At 73.0% G+C, this 13,559-nt stretch carries 15 protein-coding genes; 9 read left to right on the top strand and 6 right to left on the bottom strand.

Going from position 1 to position 13,559, the window contains the following annotated elements; translation table 11 throughout:
• Positions 1-8: 8 nt before the first annotated feature.
• The 3 genes from ABZ342_RS08840 to ABZ342_RS08830 all read right to left on the bottom strand — a co-directional run bounded on the left by ABZ342_RS08840 (position 9) and on the right by ABZ342_RS08830 (position 3,601).
• Entirely contained in the window at positions 9-785 is a 777-nt protein-coding gene (locus ABZ342_RS08840; protein WP_360470435.1) for a class I SAM-dependent methyltransferase, read from the bottom strand.
• Positions 786-816: 31 nt separating this feature from the next.
• Positions 817-2,013: an alpha/beta hydrolase-fold protein gene (locus tag ABZ342_RS08835; RefSeq protein ID WP_360470432.1), complete on the bottom strand. Its 1,197-nt coding sequence runs from the start codon at positions 2,011-2,013 to the stop codon at positions 817-819.
• A 103-nt stretch (positions 2,014-2,116) separates the two neighbouring features.
• A complete protein-coding gene (locus ABZ342_RS08830; protein WP_360470429.1) occupies positions 2,117-3,601 on the bottom strand; it encodes a phosphatase PAP2 family protein in 1,485 nt (494 codons plus the stop codon).
• Between the two features lie 142 nt (positions 3,602-3,743).
• Between ABZ342_RS08830 and pafA the strand changes: the two genes are divergently transcribed.
• Together pafA and ABZ342_RS08820 are read left to right on the top strand one after the other, a co-directional pair.
• Positions 3,744-5,102: a Pup--protein ligase gene (pafA, locus tag ABZ342_RS08825; RefSeq protein ID WP_155544100.1), complete on the top strand. Its 1,359-nt coding sequence runs from the start codon at positions 3,744-3,746 to the stop codon at positions 5,100-5,102.
• 88 nt (positions 5,103-5,190) lie between these two features.
• The gene (locus ABZ342_RS08820; RefSeq protein WP_360470426.1) at positions 5,191-6,216 is read left to right on the top strand and encodes an oxidoreductase; all 1,026 of its coding nucleotides are present in this window, start codon (positions 5,191-5,193) and stop codon (positions 6,214-6,216) included.
• Here ABZ342_RS08820 and ABZ342_RS08815 read toward each other — a convergent pair.
• A complete protein-coding gene (locus ABZ342_RS08815; protein WP_155544098.1) occupies positions 6,213-6,911 on the bottom strand; it encodes an SDR family oxidoreductase in 699 nt (232 codons plus the stop codon). The genes ABZ342_RS08820 and ABZ342_RS08815 overlap by 4 nt on opposite strands.
• A gap of 21 nt (positions 6,912-6,932) precedes the next feature.
• Positions 6,933-7,835, bottom strand: a complete 903-nt coding sequence (locus ABZ342_RS08810; RefSeq protein WP_360470424.1) for an NADP-dependent oxidoreductase — start codon at positions 7,833-7,835, stop codon at positions 6,933-6,935.
• A 110-nt stretch (positions 7,836-7,945) separates the two neighbouring features.
• Between ABZ342_RS08810 and ABZ342_RS08805 the strand changes: the two genes are divergently transcribed.
• From ABZ342_RS08805 to ABZ342_RS08775, 7 genes are all read left to right on the top strand, one after another.
• Complete coding sequence (locus ABZ342_RS08805; RefSeq protein WP_155544096.1) at positions 7,946-8,377, top strand: helix-turn-helix domain-containing protein; 432 nt, start codon at positions 7,946-7,948, stop codon at positions 8,375-8,377.
• Between the two features lie 10 nt (positions 8,378-8,387).
• On the top strand, positions 8,388-9,371 hold the full coding sequence (locus ABZ342_RS08800; protein ID WP_155544095.1) for a WYL domain-containing protein: 984 nt from the start codon (positions 8,388-8,390) through the stop codon (positions 9,369-9,371).
• Entirely contained in the window at positions 9,368-10,348 is a 981-nt protein-coding gene (locus tag ABZ342_RS08795) for a WYL domain-containing protein (RefSeq protein WP_155544094.1), read from the top strand. Before ABZ342_RS08800 ends, ABZ342_RS08795 begins: the two co-directional genes overlap by 4 nt.
• Before the next feature lie 10 nt (positions 10,349-10,358).
• On the top strand, positions 10,359-10,571 hold the full coding sequence (locus tag ABZ342_RS08790; RefSeq protein WP_155544093.1) for a bacteriophage holin: 213 nt from the start codon (positions 10,359-10,361) through the stop codon (positions 10,569-10,571).
• A gap of 31 nt (positions 10,572-10,602) precedes the next feature.
• Positions 10,603-10,926 (top strand): Sec-independent protein translocase subunit TatA, encoded by a 324-nt coding sequence (tatA, locus tag ABZ342_RS08785; protein ID WP_155544092.1) that lies wholly within the window; start codon positions 10,603-10,605, stop codon positions 10,924-10,926.
• Between the two features lie 85 nt (positions 10,927-11,011).
• Complete coding sequence (tatC, locus tag ABZ342_RS08780; RefSeq protein ID WP_360470419.1) at positions 11,012-11,983, top strand: twin-arginine translocase subunit TatC; 972 nt, start codon at positions 11,012-11,014, stop codon at positions 11,981-11,983.
• The gene (locus ABZ342_RS08775; RefSeq protein ID WP_155544090.1) at positions 11,983-12,864 is read left to right on the top strand and encodes a diacylglycerol kinase family protein; all 882 of its coding nucleotides are present in this window, start codon (positions 11,983-11,985) and stop codon (positions 12,862-12,864) included. The genes tatC and ABZ342_RS08775 overlap by 1 nt, the downstream gene beginning before the upstream one ends.
• On the opposite strand, the gene ABZ342_RS08770 is transcribed toward ABZ342_RS08775, so the two are convergent.
• Entirely contained in the window at positions 12,861-13,424 is a 564-nt protein-coding gene (locus tag ABZ342_RS08770) for a hypothetical protein (protein WP_360470416.1), read from the bottom strand. The two genes, ABZ342_RS08775 and ABZ342_RS08770, sit on opposite strands and share 4 nt — an antisense overlap.
• Between the last annotated feature and the right edge of the window lie 135 nt (positions 13,425-13,559).

Raw genomic sequence — 13,559 nt, 5'->3', positions numbered from 1 at the left:
CGCCTTCGTCATGCGGGCTGGCCGGCGAAGGCGAGCAGGTGCGCGCTGGCGTCGATGAGGTGCGGGTCCCGTTCGACGATCCGGGCGGCGCGCAGCGCGGATTCGGCCAGGTGCGGGTACTCGGCGATGCCCGCGGCGTCGAGGGCGGGCCACGCGGGGCCTTCGACCCCGAAGACGGTGGTGTCCGCGAAGCCGGCCGCGGTGACTTCGTCGTGCAGTTCGGTCGCCGTGTGCCAGTGGGTGCGGACGAACCCGGCGTGCCCGTCGTAAGCCCCGGTGTCGATGACCTCGCGGACCGGGGCGACCCGGTCCGCGCTCAACGTGCCGGCCGCGCCGGCTTCGAGGAGCGAGAGGTACCGGCTGATGCCCGCGGCCGCGAGCAGGCCGCCCGGGCGCAACACCCGGCGGGCTTCGGCGAGAGCCCGGGTCCGGTCGGCCGCTTCGACGAGGTGGTAGAGCGGGCCGAGCAGCAGGACGACGTCGTAGGAGGCGTCGGCCGCGTCCAGGCCGCGCGCGTCGCCGACCGAGGCCGTGACACCGGGCACCGCCGCTGCCCGGTCGACGTGGGCCGGGACGACGTCGACGAGGTGGACGGGATGCCCTTCGGCGGCCAGCCAGGCCGCGTGGACGCCGGTGCCGCCGCCGACGTCGAGAACGCGTTCGTGGCCGCGCAAGTGGCGGCGGAGCAGCTCCTGGGTGCGCAGGTACTCGAGGCGGCCGTGCGGGGTGCGGGCGAGCCGGTCGTCTTCGGCGGGGCCGGTGGCGTAGTGCGTCGCGAGGTCCATGCTTCAGGGTCCCGGGCCGGACAACCGGATTTCAGGACGTCGCCGGTGAGGCCCGGAAGTTCTGGTCGGCGAAGGCCAGCAGGTACGGCAGCGTCGCCCGGGCGGTGTGCCACGTGTGGTTGAAGCCGCGTTCGGCGTGGACGACCGCTTCCTGGCCGCGGGCGCGGAGGGCGTCGGCGATCCGGTGGGCCGTCGTGACGTCGGTCGGCGCACCGGTGCCGACCGCGAGCATCACCGAGATCGGCGCGGAGAAGGTCATCCCCGGCAGGTAGCGGCGCGGGGTGTTGGCGGCGATGGCGGCCCGGTTGCCGTCGAGGACGCCGACCGAGTCGTTGAGGTCGTCGTAGGGGAGGGCGATCAGCAGGGTGCCGAACTCGTCGACGTGGTGGAGGCCGATGTTGAGCGCCCCGAAGCCGCCGCCGGACATGCCGCCCAGCGCCCGGTGCCCGCGGTCGGCGATGGTGCGGTAGCGCTGGTCGATCGCCGGGACCACGGTGCGGGCGAGGTAGGTCTCCAGCTGCGGCCCGCCGGGGACGTCGAGGCACTCCCAGTCCGTGCTGGGCACCCCGGCCGTCAGGTCGACGCTCACGACGATCATCGGCTCGATGACGTTCGCCTGCTGCAGGGCCAGCAGCGTGCCTGGCGCGTCGCCGGAGGTCAGCCAGTCGCGGGGGCCGCCGAACGGGTAGCCGTGGATCAGGTAGACGACCGGGTACCGCCGCGCCGCGGCGGCGTCGTAGCCGGGCGGCAGGATGACGTAGTTGCTGCCGGACGGGACGCCGTGCGCCGGGTCGGGCAGGTTCACCACGTCGATCCGCTGGCCGGCGGCCGCCTTGCCCGCGCCCGGGCGCGAGACCGCGGAGTCGGACGGCGCTTCGGTGCCGTCGTCGAGCAGGCGGCCGGCGAGGTTGACGACGCCGGGTCCCTTCTGCAGCAGGCGCGCGAGGTCGTCGGACGTGCGGACGTACCCGACGTAGCTGTTCAGGGCAGTGACTGCGGCGAGCAGGAGCAGGACGCCGAAGGCGGTGAAGCCCCAGCGGCGCACCCGGCGCCGGCGCCACAACGCGATGACGGTGGCGAGCACCGCGACGGCGGCCGAGGCGAGGGCCAGCCAGATGAGCGGGGACTCGAACGGGCCGAGGTCCCGGGCCCGCGCGGTGATGTCACCGGGCAGCACCGGGTCGGTGGCGGCCCGGTGGATGCCGCTCGCCAGGCCGTGCCCGCCCATTCGATCCCCGCTCGTCCCCTGGCCGCGGGCAGGGTCGCCCGCATCTCGATCAAGACGCTAGCCAGGGGACGCTGTGGGTTCGTTGAGAGAAAGTAAAGAGTCCCTAAAGACGATAGATGGTCAGCGCGCTGGGGCGGGACCGGAAGCGGAACCGGTTGCCGAGCGGGCCGACCTCGCCGTCGGTGGCGACGCGACGGTGCCCGTCCAGCAGCTCGACGTCCAGCTCGGGCACGTCGAGCTCCTGGTAGACGTGGCTGGCCGCGAGCGTGCGGGTCACCATCGCCAGCAGGAACCGCGCCCGCGAGTAGGGCAGGTCGGCACGCAGGTAGCGGACGTCGAGCAGACCCGTGTCGAGCGCGGGCCGGCGGCTCGGCGCGAAGCCCTTCGGCGCGTACGTGCCGTTGCCGACGAACAGCAGCCAGACCTGCGTGAGCTTGCCGTTGAGCCGCACGGTCAGCGGCTTGGCGTGTCGCAGCGTCCGGGCGAGCGCGATCGCGGCCGAGGGCCACTTGGGGTGCTTTTCCTGCAGCTTTTCGCGCAGCCGGACCATCTCCGGGTAGCCGCCGAGGCTGGCGGTGTTGACGAACCAGCGGTGCGCGGTGCCGCCGTCGCCCTCCTCGATCTCGACCTCGCCCAGGTCGATGCCGACGGCGTTGCCCAGCTCGGTGGCCGCGTCCGCGTCGGGCATCGAGCGGACGCCGACGTCGCGGGCGAAGTGGTTGAGCGTGCCCGCCGGGATCAGCGCGAGCGGCAGGTCGTGTTCCGCGGCGACCGCGGCGACCGCGGCCACGGTGCCGTCACCGCCCGCGACGCCGAGCGCGCGAACCGTCCCGCGGGCGTCGATCTCCTTTTCGAGCTGGCCGATCAGGTCCTGGTCGGGGTCCGGGTGGAGGATCTCGGCCTTGGGCCAGGCGTGCCGGGCGTCCTCGGTCGGGTCCTGGCCGTCGATCCCGGACTTCGGGTTGACCAGCACGAGCATGTCGTCGCCGTCGACCATCTCGGGCGCGTCCGCGTCGTGGGCGGTGCGGGCCGGGACGTCGTCGTGCAGCGGCCACCAGTGCCGGGTCGCCAGGCCCACGCCGACCCCGATGCCCAGGCCTACTCCGACGTCGGAGGGCCAGTGGACGCCGGTGTGGACGCGCGAGTAGGCGACGGCCAGCGCGAGCGGCGCCACGGCGAGCCCGGCGCGCGGCGACTCCATCGCGACCGCCGTCGCGAAGGCCGCCGCCGAGGCGGAGTGGCCGGACGGGAACGACGACGACGTCGGGCGTTTCCGCAGGCGGCGGTGCACGGGCACCTCCTCCTCGGCCGGGCGGCGACGCGGGAACAGCGGCTTGCCGATCAGGTTGGCCGCGGCGCTGGCCCCGGCGATCGCGACCACCCCGCGCAGCGCGCCTCGCCGGGTGGCGCCCTTCCGGACCGCCAGCGCCGCGGCGACGCCCCACCAGAGCCGGGACTTGTTGGCCGATCTCGACAGCGCCATCAGCGCGTCGTCGGCTTTCGTGGCCGGGAGGGCGGCGCTACGCCGGATGAGGGCGCGGTCGGTGCGCCCGACGCGCCGGAAGGCCTGGATGAGCTGGTGTGTCAAGGAGTCGCCTTCCCCAAGTCGTCAAGAGCAGTGCTCCAATCGTGCCTGAATCGGGGGGATTTCACCGTCTGTGGCATACCGGGGGCGTGTCGACGCCCGAACGGCGCACCGTCGAAGGGGGTCCAGCGCCTACTCTGGTGGCATGCAGCGGCGGATCTTTGGCATCGAGACCGAGTTCGGGGTCACGTGCACCTTCCACGGACAGCGCAGGCTCTCGCCCGACGAGGTGGCGCGCTACCTCTTCCGGCGGGTCGTGTCCTGGGGACGCTCCTCCAACGTGTTCTTGTCGAACGGCTCCCGGCTCTACCTCGACGTCGGCTCGCACCCCGAGTACGCGACGGCCGAGTGCGACGACCTCGTCCAGCTGGTGACGCACGACAAGGCCGGGGAGCGGATCCTCGAGGACCTGCTGGTCGACGCCGAACGTCGGCTCGCCGACGAGGGCATCGGCGGCGACATCTTCCTGTTCAAGAACAACACCGACTCCGCGGGCAACTCCTACGGCTGTCACGAGAACTACCTGGTGACCCGCGCGGGTGAGTTCTCCCGGATCGCCGACGTGCTGCTGCCGTTCCTGGTGACCCGGCAGCTCATCTGCGGCGCCGGCAAGGTGCTGCAGACCCCGCGCGGCGCGGTCTACTGCCTCTCCCAGCGTGCGGAGCACATCTGGGAGGGCGTCTCGAGCGCGACCACCCGCTCGCGGCCCATCATCAACACCCGCGACGAGCCGCACGCCGACGCCGAGCGCTACCGGCGCCTGCACGTCATCGTCGGCGACTCGAACATGGCGGAGCCGACGACGATGCTCAAGGTCGGCTCGGCGAACCTGGTGCTCGAGATGATCGAGGCCGGCGTCCAGTTCCGCGACTTCACGCTGGACAACCCGATCCGGGCGATCCGCGAGATCAGCCACGACCTCACCGGCCGCCGCCAGGTGCGGCTGGCCGGCGGGCGCGAGGCCTCGGCACTGGACATCCAGCGCGAGTACTACGCGCGGGCCGTCCAGCACATCAAGGACAACGGCTCGACCGCGGCGAACGAGCGCGTCGTCGAGCTGTGGGGCCGGGCCCTGGACGCGGTCGAGCAGCAGAACTTCGGCATGATCGACACCGAGATCGACTGGGCGATCAAGCACCGGCTCGTCGAGCGCTACCGGCACAAGCACGACCTGGACCTCTCCAGCCCGCGCATCGCGCAGCTCGACCTGGCCTACCACGACATCCGCCGCGGCCGGGGCATCTTCGACCTGCTCCAGCGCAAGGGCCTGGTCCGCCGGGTCACCGACGACGGCGAGATCGAGGCCGCCAAGGACACCCCGCCGCAGACGACCCGCGCGAAGCTGCGCGGCGACTTCATCGCCGCCGCCCAGGCCGCCGGGCGCGACTTCACCGTCGACTGGGTGCACCTGAAGCTCAACGACCAGGCGCAGCGCACCGTGCTGTGCAAGGACCCGTTCCGCTCGGTCGACGAGCGCGTGGAGCGCCTGATCAGCTCGCTCTGACCCGTACCGCCGAAGGGGACGTCCGCACCGGGCGTCCCCTTCGGCGTTCCCGACGAAAGTCGCGACGCGGGTGCGGCAGGATCGCCGCATGCGTGTCGTGCTGCTCGTGCTCGCCCTGCTGGTCTCCGTCGCGGCACCGGCTTCGGCGGGGGAGCACCCGCCGAAGTGGGAGCCGGCGCCGACCGGCGTCACCGCCCAGTTCCGCGGCCTGTCCGCCGTCAGCGCCCGCGTCGCGTGGGTCAGCGGCACCCAGGGCACCGTCCTGCGCACCACTGACGCCGGGAGGACCTGGAAGTCCGTCGGCCCGCCCGGGGCGGAGACGCTCGAGCTGCGCGACATCGAGGCCTTCGACGCCGAGCACGCCGTGACGCTCTCGATCGGTCCCGGCACCGACTCGCGCGTCTACCGGACCGACGACGGCGGCGCGCACTGGCGTCAGACCTTCCAGAACACCGACGCCGCCGCCTTCTACGACTGCCTGGCGTTCTTCGACCCGTGGCGCGGGCTCGCGATGAGCGACCCGGTCGACGGCCGCTTCCGCGTGCAGGCCACCTTCGACGGCGGCCGCAGCTGGCACCAGGTCCCCGACAGCGGCTTCCCGCCCGCCCTGCCCGGTGAGGCCGGGTTCGCGGCCAGTGGCCAGTGCGTCACCACCGCCGGGCCGTTCGACGCCTGGCTCGCGACCGGCGGCGGTGCCACGGCCCGCGTCCTGCACTCCGGCGACGGCGGCCGCCACTGGACGGCGTCCGGGACGCCGTTGCCGAGCAGCCCGTCCGCCGGCGTGTTCGCCGTCGCCTTCCGGAACCCGGGCCAGGGGATCGCGATCGGCGGCGACTACGCGAACCCGGCGGCGCCCGGCCCGGCCGTCGCGCTGACCGGCGACGCGGGCCGGACCTGGCGCACCCCGTCGCAGTACCCGGCGGGGTACCGCTCCGGGGTGGCCTGGCGCGGCGGTGCCGTCCTCGCGGTCGGCCCGGGCGGCAGCGACTACAGCCCGGACGGCGGCCGGCACTGGACGTCGTTCGACAGTGGCAGCTTCGACAGCGTCGACTGCGCCGGCGCGGCCTGCTGGGCCAGCGGCGCGAAGGGCCGCGTAGCCCGCCTGAGCCGCTAGAGCACCTGGCCGACCGGGCGGACCATGATCTCGTTGACGTCGACCGACGGCGGCTGGGAGAGCGCGTAGAGCACGGCGCGCGCGATGTCGTCCGGCTCCAGGTGCGGCTTCTTGCGCTGGTCGTCGTTGAGGATGTCGGTGTCGGTGATGCCGGGGTTGATCAGCGTGACCCGGACGCCGGTACCGACGGCCTCCTCGCGGATCGCGCCGGCCATCCCGGTGACCGCCCACTTCGTCACCGAGTACAGGCTCGCGTTGCGGATGTAGCGGCCGGCGACCGAGCCGGTGATGAGCAGGTGCCCGGACGTCTCCTTCAGCGCGGGCAGGGCGGCGCGGGCGGTGTAGGCGGCGCCGAGGACGTTGGTGCGGACCATCGCCTCCCACTCGGTGGGGTCGGGGTCGTCGGTGCCGAAGAACGAGGTCCCGACGCCGATCCCGGCGTTGGCGAAGGCGGCGTCGAGCCGTCCGAACCGCTCCACGGCCGCCGTCACGGCGCCGGAGATGCCCGGCCAGTCCCCGACGTCGGCGCCGAGCGCGAGCGCCCGGTCTTCGCCGAGCTCGGCGGCCAGCGCCGTGACCGATTCGGCCTTGCGGGCCACGAGAGCGACCTTGAACCCGGAGGCGGCGGCCAGCCGCGCGGTGGCGGCGCCGAGGCCGCGCGAAGCACCGGTGATGAGAAGAACGCGATCATCCATGGGCCCCACGCTAGGGAAGTTTCACGGCGTCAGCACGAGCCGGCCGCGCAACCCGCCCGCGGCCAGCCGTTCGTGGGCGACCGCGGCCACGGACATGGGGAGCACATCGGCGACGCGCGGGGGCAAGGTGGCGGCCAGCTCGGCGAGCCGTCCGCCGTCCGCGCGGATCCAGACGTGCCGCAGGCGAATCCCGCGCAGGGGGATCGGCGCGGCCCCGGCGGCGAAGGCGACGAACTCACCGCCGCCCCGGACGGCGTCGAGCGCTTCGAGGCCGAGGAGCGCGGTGTCGAGGGCGGCGTCCACCCCACCGGGGACCAGCGCTCGCACCCGTTCGCCGAGCGACGGCCCGCGCGGCACGAATTCGTCGGCGCCGAAGCCCCGGACCAGGACTTCATCGGCCGCGGACGCGACGGCCACCACGCGGAGCCCGCGGGCGTGAGCCAGGGTGACGGCGTACCCGCCGACCGCGCCCGCCGCGCCGGTCACCAGCACCGTTCCGGTGGTCTCCACCAGATCCAGGGCCTGGGCGGCGGTCAGGGCGTTGAGGGGGAGGGTGGCCGCTTCGACGGCGGAGACGCCGGCGGGTGCGGGGGCGACGGCGGAGGAGTCGAGGACTAGGTGCTCGGCGTAGGCGCCGAGGGGGAGTGAGATGCGGTCGCGCAGGCCGATCACGGCGTCGCCCGCCCGGAACCCGGAGCCCGCCTCGACCACACCGGCGACGTCCCACCCCAGCCCGAGCACCTCCCGCGGCGGGATCACCCCGGCCTCGGTCAGGATCCCGGCGCGGGTCGCGAGATCCACCGGGTTCACCGCGGCCGCCGCCACCCGGATCCGCACTTGGCCCGGGCCGGGCTCCGGCACCGGTACTTCCACCGTTTCCAGCACCTCGGGACCCCCGAACCGCCGGACCACGATCGCACGCATCGAACCCTCCTCGACCGACCGGGAACCCTTTCCTCGCGAACCTATGGGGAGCTACTCTCCAACGGGAAGTACGCACCCGCAGGTTCCCCACGTACCAGGAGGTTCGCCCGGTGCCCACGCGCACGGCGGAACAGCGGCGGCAGGCCGAAAAAGCCGCCTACGACGCCTATCTCGCGGCCTGCCCCACCCGGAAGCTCCTCGACGAGATCGCGGGCAAGTGGGTCAGCCTGGTCCTCGTCGCGCTCGGTGACGGCTCGCAGCGCTACAGCGACCTTTCGCGGCGCATCGCCGGGGTCAGCCAGAAGATGCTCACCCAGACCCTGCGGGTGCTCGAACGCGACGGTCTCGTGCGCCGCGAGGTGACTCCGTCGGTACCCGTCCGCGTCGACTATTCCCTTACGCCGCTGGGGGAAAGCCTCCGCGCGCTGATGGCGGGCTTCAAGGACTGGGCCGAGACGAACTTCGACGCCGTGAGCACCGCCAGGACCGACTACGACGCGCGCACCCCGGACCTCACGATCGGGCCGGGCGGCGCGGGCTAGGCTCTACCGGGTGTCCACCGCACGCGCCGAACGGCTGGTAAACCTGGTGCTGGCCCTCCTGTCCACCCGGCAGTACCTCACTGCCGAGCGGATCCGCGGCATCGTGCCCGGATACGGCGACGCGGCCAGCGACGACGCCTACTTCCGGATGTTCGAGCGGGACAAGACCGAGCTGCGCGAGCTCGGCATCCCGCTGGAGACCGGCCGCAACTCCGCCTTCGACGCCATCGAGGGCTACCGCATCGCCCGCCGCGACTACGAGCTCGGCGAGATCGACCTCGCCCCCGACGAAGCCGCCGCCGTCGCGCTCGCGTCCCGGCTGTGGGACTCCCCGGAGCTGACCGGGCAGGCGCAGGGTGCGCTGGTCAAGCTGCGCGCCGCCGGTCTCGAGGTCGACGACCAGGCGCCCACCGTCGTCGAGCCGCGCGTGCGCGCCGAACCGGCGTTCGGGCCGCTGCTCGCCGCGGTGCAGAACGGCCAGGCCGTCCGCTTCGAGTACCGCCGCAGCGGCTCGCCGGAACGCATCATGCGCACCCTGGAGCCGTGGGGCGTGGTGTCGTGGAAGGCTCGCTGGTACGTCGTCGGGCACGACCGCGACCGCGGCGCCACCCGCTGCTTCCGCCTCTCCCGCGTCACCGGCCAGGTGCGGCCGGTCGGCAAGCCCGGCGCGGTGCAGCGCCCGGACGGCGTCAACCTGCTCAAGCTGGTGTCGGTCACGAGTGACGCCGAACCGGCGCCGGTGACCACCGCGCGGCTGTGGGTCGCCGACGGCCGCGCCGCCGGGGTCCGCCGCCGCGGCACCGTCATCGGCCGGTGCGCGATCGACGGCGAAGAGGGCGACCTCGTCGAGATCGGGCTCTACTTCCCGGAGTCGGCGGCCGACTGGATCACCGCGCAGGGCCCCGACGTCGTCGTGCTCGAACCCGACGTGCTCGCCAAGACCGTCCAGGACCGGCTCGAAGCCGTCGTGGCCCGGCAGGGGAGCGGCCGGTGAGCGGGTCGACCGACCGGATGCCGCGGCTGCTCGCCCTGGTGCCGTACCTGCTGGCGCGCCCCGGCGTCCGCGTCGACGACGCGGCCCATGACTTCGACGTCACGCCGAAGCAGCTCCGCAAGGACCTCGAGCTGCTGTGGATGTGCGGGCTGCCCGGCTACGGGCCCGGCGACCTGATCGACCTGTCCTTCGAGGGCGACACCATCGTCGTGACCCACGACGCCGGGATGAACCGGCCGCTGCGGCTCACCGGCGGTGAGGCGACCGCGCTGCTGGTCGCGCTGCGGGCGCTGGCCGAGACGCCGGGCGTGCTCGACGGCGACGCCGTCCGCCGCTCCATCGCCAAGATCGAGTCCGCGGCCGGGCAGGCCCAGCCGGCCGGCGTGGTCGTCGGCGGCGGGGTGCGCGAGGGCAAGAAGACCGCGCGGACCCGCGAGGAGGTCGCCCGGGCGCTGCGGGACGGGCGGGCGCTGCGGATCCGCTACTACACCGCGTCCAAGGACCAGATCACCGAGCGCACGGTCGACCCGATGCGGCTGCTGATCGTCCAGGCGGTCGGCTACCTCGAAGCCTGGTGCCGCCGCGCCGAGGGCGTCCGGCTGTTCCGGCTCGACCGGATCGACGACCTGACGGTCCTCGACGAGCCGTCGCGCCCGCCCGCGCACGCCCACCCCACCGACATTTCCGAAGGTGTCTTCCGCGAGCGTCCCGACCAGCGGGAGGCCGTGCTGGTCCTCGACCAGGACGCACGCTGGGTAGCGGAGTACTACCCGTGCGAGGAGCTCGACGAGCTCGACGGCGGCCGCCTGCGGATCCGGATGCGCTACGCCGACCAGTCCTGGATGGTGCGCCTCGTGCTGGGCTTGGGCGGAGAAGCGCTGGTCGAGAGTCCGGCCGACCTCGCGGCGGACGTCGGACGCCGCGCGGCCGACGCGGTGGCCCGAGCCCGTCACCTTCCGTCAACCTGCGACCACTAGGGTGATCGACGTGCCGTACCTGCCCACCGTCGTGCTCGCCGCGATCGGCCTGCTGCTGCTCGTCGTCCTGCTGGTGCGGACCGCCAAGGTCTTGCGTGGTTTCAAGCAGACCGCAAGCATGGTGGCTACGAACACCCAGGACCGGGCGGGGCTCATCCGCGCCCGGTCGGCCGCGCTGCGCGTCGCCTTCGCGGAGCGCCGCCGGAAACCGGAAAACCAGTAACATCCCTACCAGACGCAGATAGGAGGCCATCTTGTTCGCCAACGGATTGCAAGGATGGCATTTGATCATCTTGGTGCTGCTCGTCGTGCTGCTGTTCGGGGCCAAGCGGCTTCCCGATGCGGCCCGGTCGATCGGCAAGTCCATGAAGATCTTCAAGGCCGAGACCAAGGACCTCGCGGGCGACAAGAGCACCTCGCACGAGGACGCCGAGCCGGTCGAGACGAAGCAGATCCCGGCCACGCCCGCCCCGGCGGCCCCCGCCGCCGCGACCGACCAGCAGGTCGCCGACCTGCAGCGGCAGCTCGACGAGCTGAAGAAGCAGCAGGCCGACCAGCCGCAGAAGAACGCCAGCTGACGGCTGGGCCACACCCGGTCCCTGGTCCACGGAGCGCGCCGGTCCCGGCGCGCTCCGGCGGACTCCGACGAGAACGGAACATCCCGTGGCGGAACCCGCCTCCGGAAACGGTGCCAGCCGCCAGTCGAAGCGGCGCAAGCGCAGCCGTCGCAAGAACCCCGACGGCACGATGACGCTCATCGAGCACATCTACGAGTTCCGCCGTCGCCTCGGCTTCGCGTTGCTCGCCGTCGTCATCGGCGGAATCGTCGGCTTCTTCTGGTTCAGCACCAAGGTGGGCCCGATCCCGTCGCTCGGCGAGATCGTCAAGGACCCCTACTGCGCGATCCCGCCGGATCGCCGCCTCAACGGCTACCAGGGCTGCCAGCTGCTGCAGACCGTGCCATTCGAAGCGTTCATGATCCAGCTCAAGGTCGGCCTGGCCGCCGGCGCCGTGCTGTTCTCGCCGCTCTGGCTGTACCAGGTGTGGGCGTTCATCGCCCCCGGTCTGTATTCGAAGGAGCGCAAGTACGCGCTGACCTTCGTCGGCTTCGCATCGGTCCTGTTCGCCGGCGGCGCGGTGCTCGCGTACCTGCTCTTCCCGCACGCCCTGCAGCTGCTCATGGGCTTCGGCCAGGAAGAGTTCATCACCGCGCTGACCGCGGACAAGTACATCTCGTTCATGCTGTCGCTGCTGATCATCTTCGGGATCAGCTTCGAGCTCCCACTGCTCGTGGTGATGCTCAACCGCGTCGGCGTGGTCAAGTACCGGCAGCTGAAGCGGTGGCGCCGCGGGATCGTGTTCGCGCTGTTCGTCTTCGCCGCCTTCGTCACCCCGGGCTCGGACCCGTTCTCGATGCTCGGCCTGGCCGGTGCGCTGACGGTGCTGTTCGAGCTGTCGATCCAGCTCGCGCGCCTGCACGACCGCAAGAAGGACCGCGAACGCTCCGACGAGGGCTGGGACCAGCTCGACGACGACGAAGCCGCGCCGTTCAGCTACACGCCGAGCACCATCGACGACGAACCGGCCGCTCCGACCGCGTCCGGCGGCCGCTCGGCGACCGACGACATCACCTAGTGGGGATCCACGCCGCGCTCGCCGTGCACCCGGCTTCGGGGCACGGCGCGGCCGCCCGCATCGCGGACACCGTCGCCGAGCGGCTGCGCGTCGCCGTCGACCGCCTCGACGTGCTGGTCGCCAACTCCGTCGAGGAGTCCCGCGAGCTGATGCGGACCTCCCACGACGCCGGCCTCGACGTCCTGGTCGTCCTCGGTGGCGACGGCGCCGCGCACCAGGGCGTCCAGTTCTGCGCGAACCACGACGTCGCCCTCGGCCTGGTCCCGGCGGGCACCGGCAACGACTTCGCCCGCGCCCTCGGCGTCCCCGGCGAGCCGCTGCCCGCGGTCGACGCGCTGGTGGCGGCCCTGCGCTCGGGCGCCCGGCGCCGCATCGACCTCGGCCGGGCCGGCGAGACGTGGTTCGCGACGGTGCTGTGCGCGGGCTTCGACGCGAGCGTCAACGAACGCGCCAACCGGATGCGCTGGCCGTCCGGCCCCCGCCGCTACGACGTCGCGATCCTCGCCGAGCTGGCGGCGTTCCGCTCCCGGCCGGTGGTGGTCGACACCGGCACCGAACGCCTCGAACTCGACGCGACCCTGGTGGCCGTCGGCAACACCCGCTTCTACGGCGGCGGCGTCCCGATCTGCCCCACGGCGGACCCCGAGGACGGCGTCTTCGACGTGACGGTGGTGGGCGACGTGACCCGCCGCGGCCTCATCCGCATGCTGCCGGGCCTGCGCACGGGCAAGCACCTCACCCACCCGGCGGTCCGCACGCTGCGCGCCCGGTCGGTCTCCCTGACGGGCAACAGCTGGCCGGCCTACGCCGACGGCGAGCCGCAGGGGACCGTGCCGGTGACGGTCAGCTGCGTCCCCGGCGCGCTGACCGTCCTGGCCTAACGCTCGTAGCCGCCGGCCCGCGCCACCAGTTGCCGGAAGTGCTCCGGCGTCAGCAGCCGCCCCGCGTCGGTGAAGTACACCCCGCCGCACCGGTGGCAGAACCAGCCCTGCTCCCACACCTGCTGCGCCGCCGGAACCCCCCGCCGCTGGCGCCGGTGGGCTCGCACCCGCCGAACGTACAGCCAGACCACCACACTCGCGGCGACGTACACGCACAACGCGGGCAACGAGATCACCGCGAACCCCAGCGCCCCACCCGGCGGCGGATCGTCCAGCGACGACAACGGCAACCCCAGGAAACAGCTCCCGACCAGCACCAGCACGATCACCGCAGCCACCAGACCGCCGCTCCGGCGCGGGGGAGGGAAGGGATCCAGCGCCCGGGCCACCGCCGACACCGAAACCCCGCTGACCTGGCTGCTCGTGTACACGAACCCGTCCCCGGCGGGCACCGCCACCGCCGGCCCCCGCCCCCGGAAGAACGCGTGCCCGCCCTGGTAGACGGCGGGCACGTGCTGCACCTGGTCCAGCTGCCCACAGCCCGGACACGGATCGATCATGCCCCCTCCGACGCCACCACACCCCCGGCGGTTCCCTGCGTATAACGACCTATACGGCAGCCGACGGGCGTGCACACCACAGCGCGGTGTGCACGCGAAAAGAAGCACGGACCGCCGACGGTCACGCCGCGTGCG

This window comes from Amycolatopsis sp. NPDC005961 (assembly GCF_040629235.1).
GTDB classification, from domain to species: domain Bacteria; phylum Actinomycetota; class Actinomycetes; order Mycobacteriales; family Pseudonocardiaceae; genus Amycolatopsis; species Amycolatopsis camponoti.
Note: the sequence above shows the minus strand (reverse complement) of the source record. Positions and strands in the feature narration are given on the sequence as shown.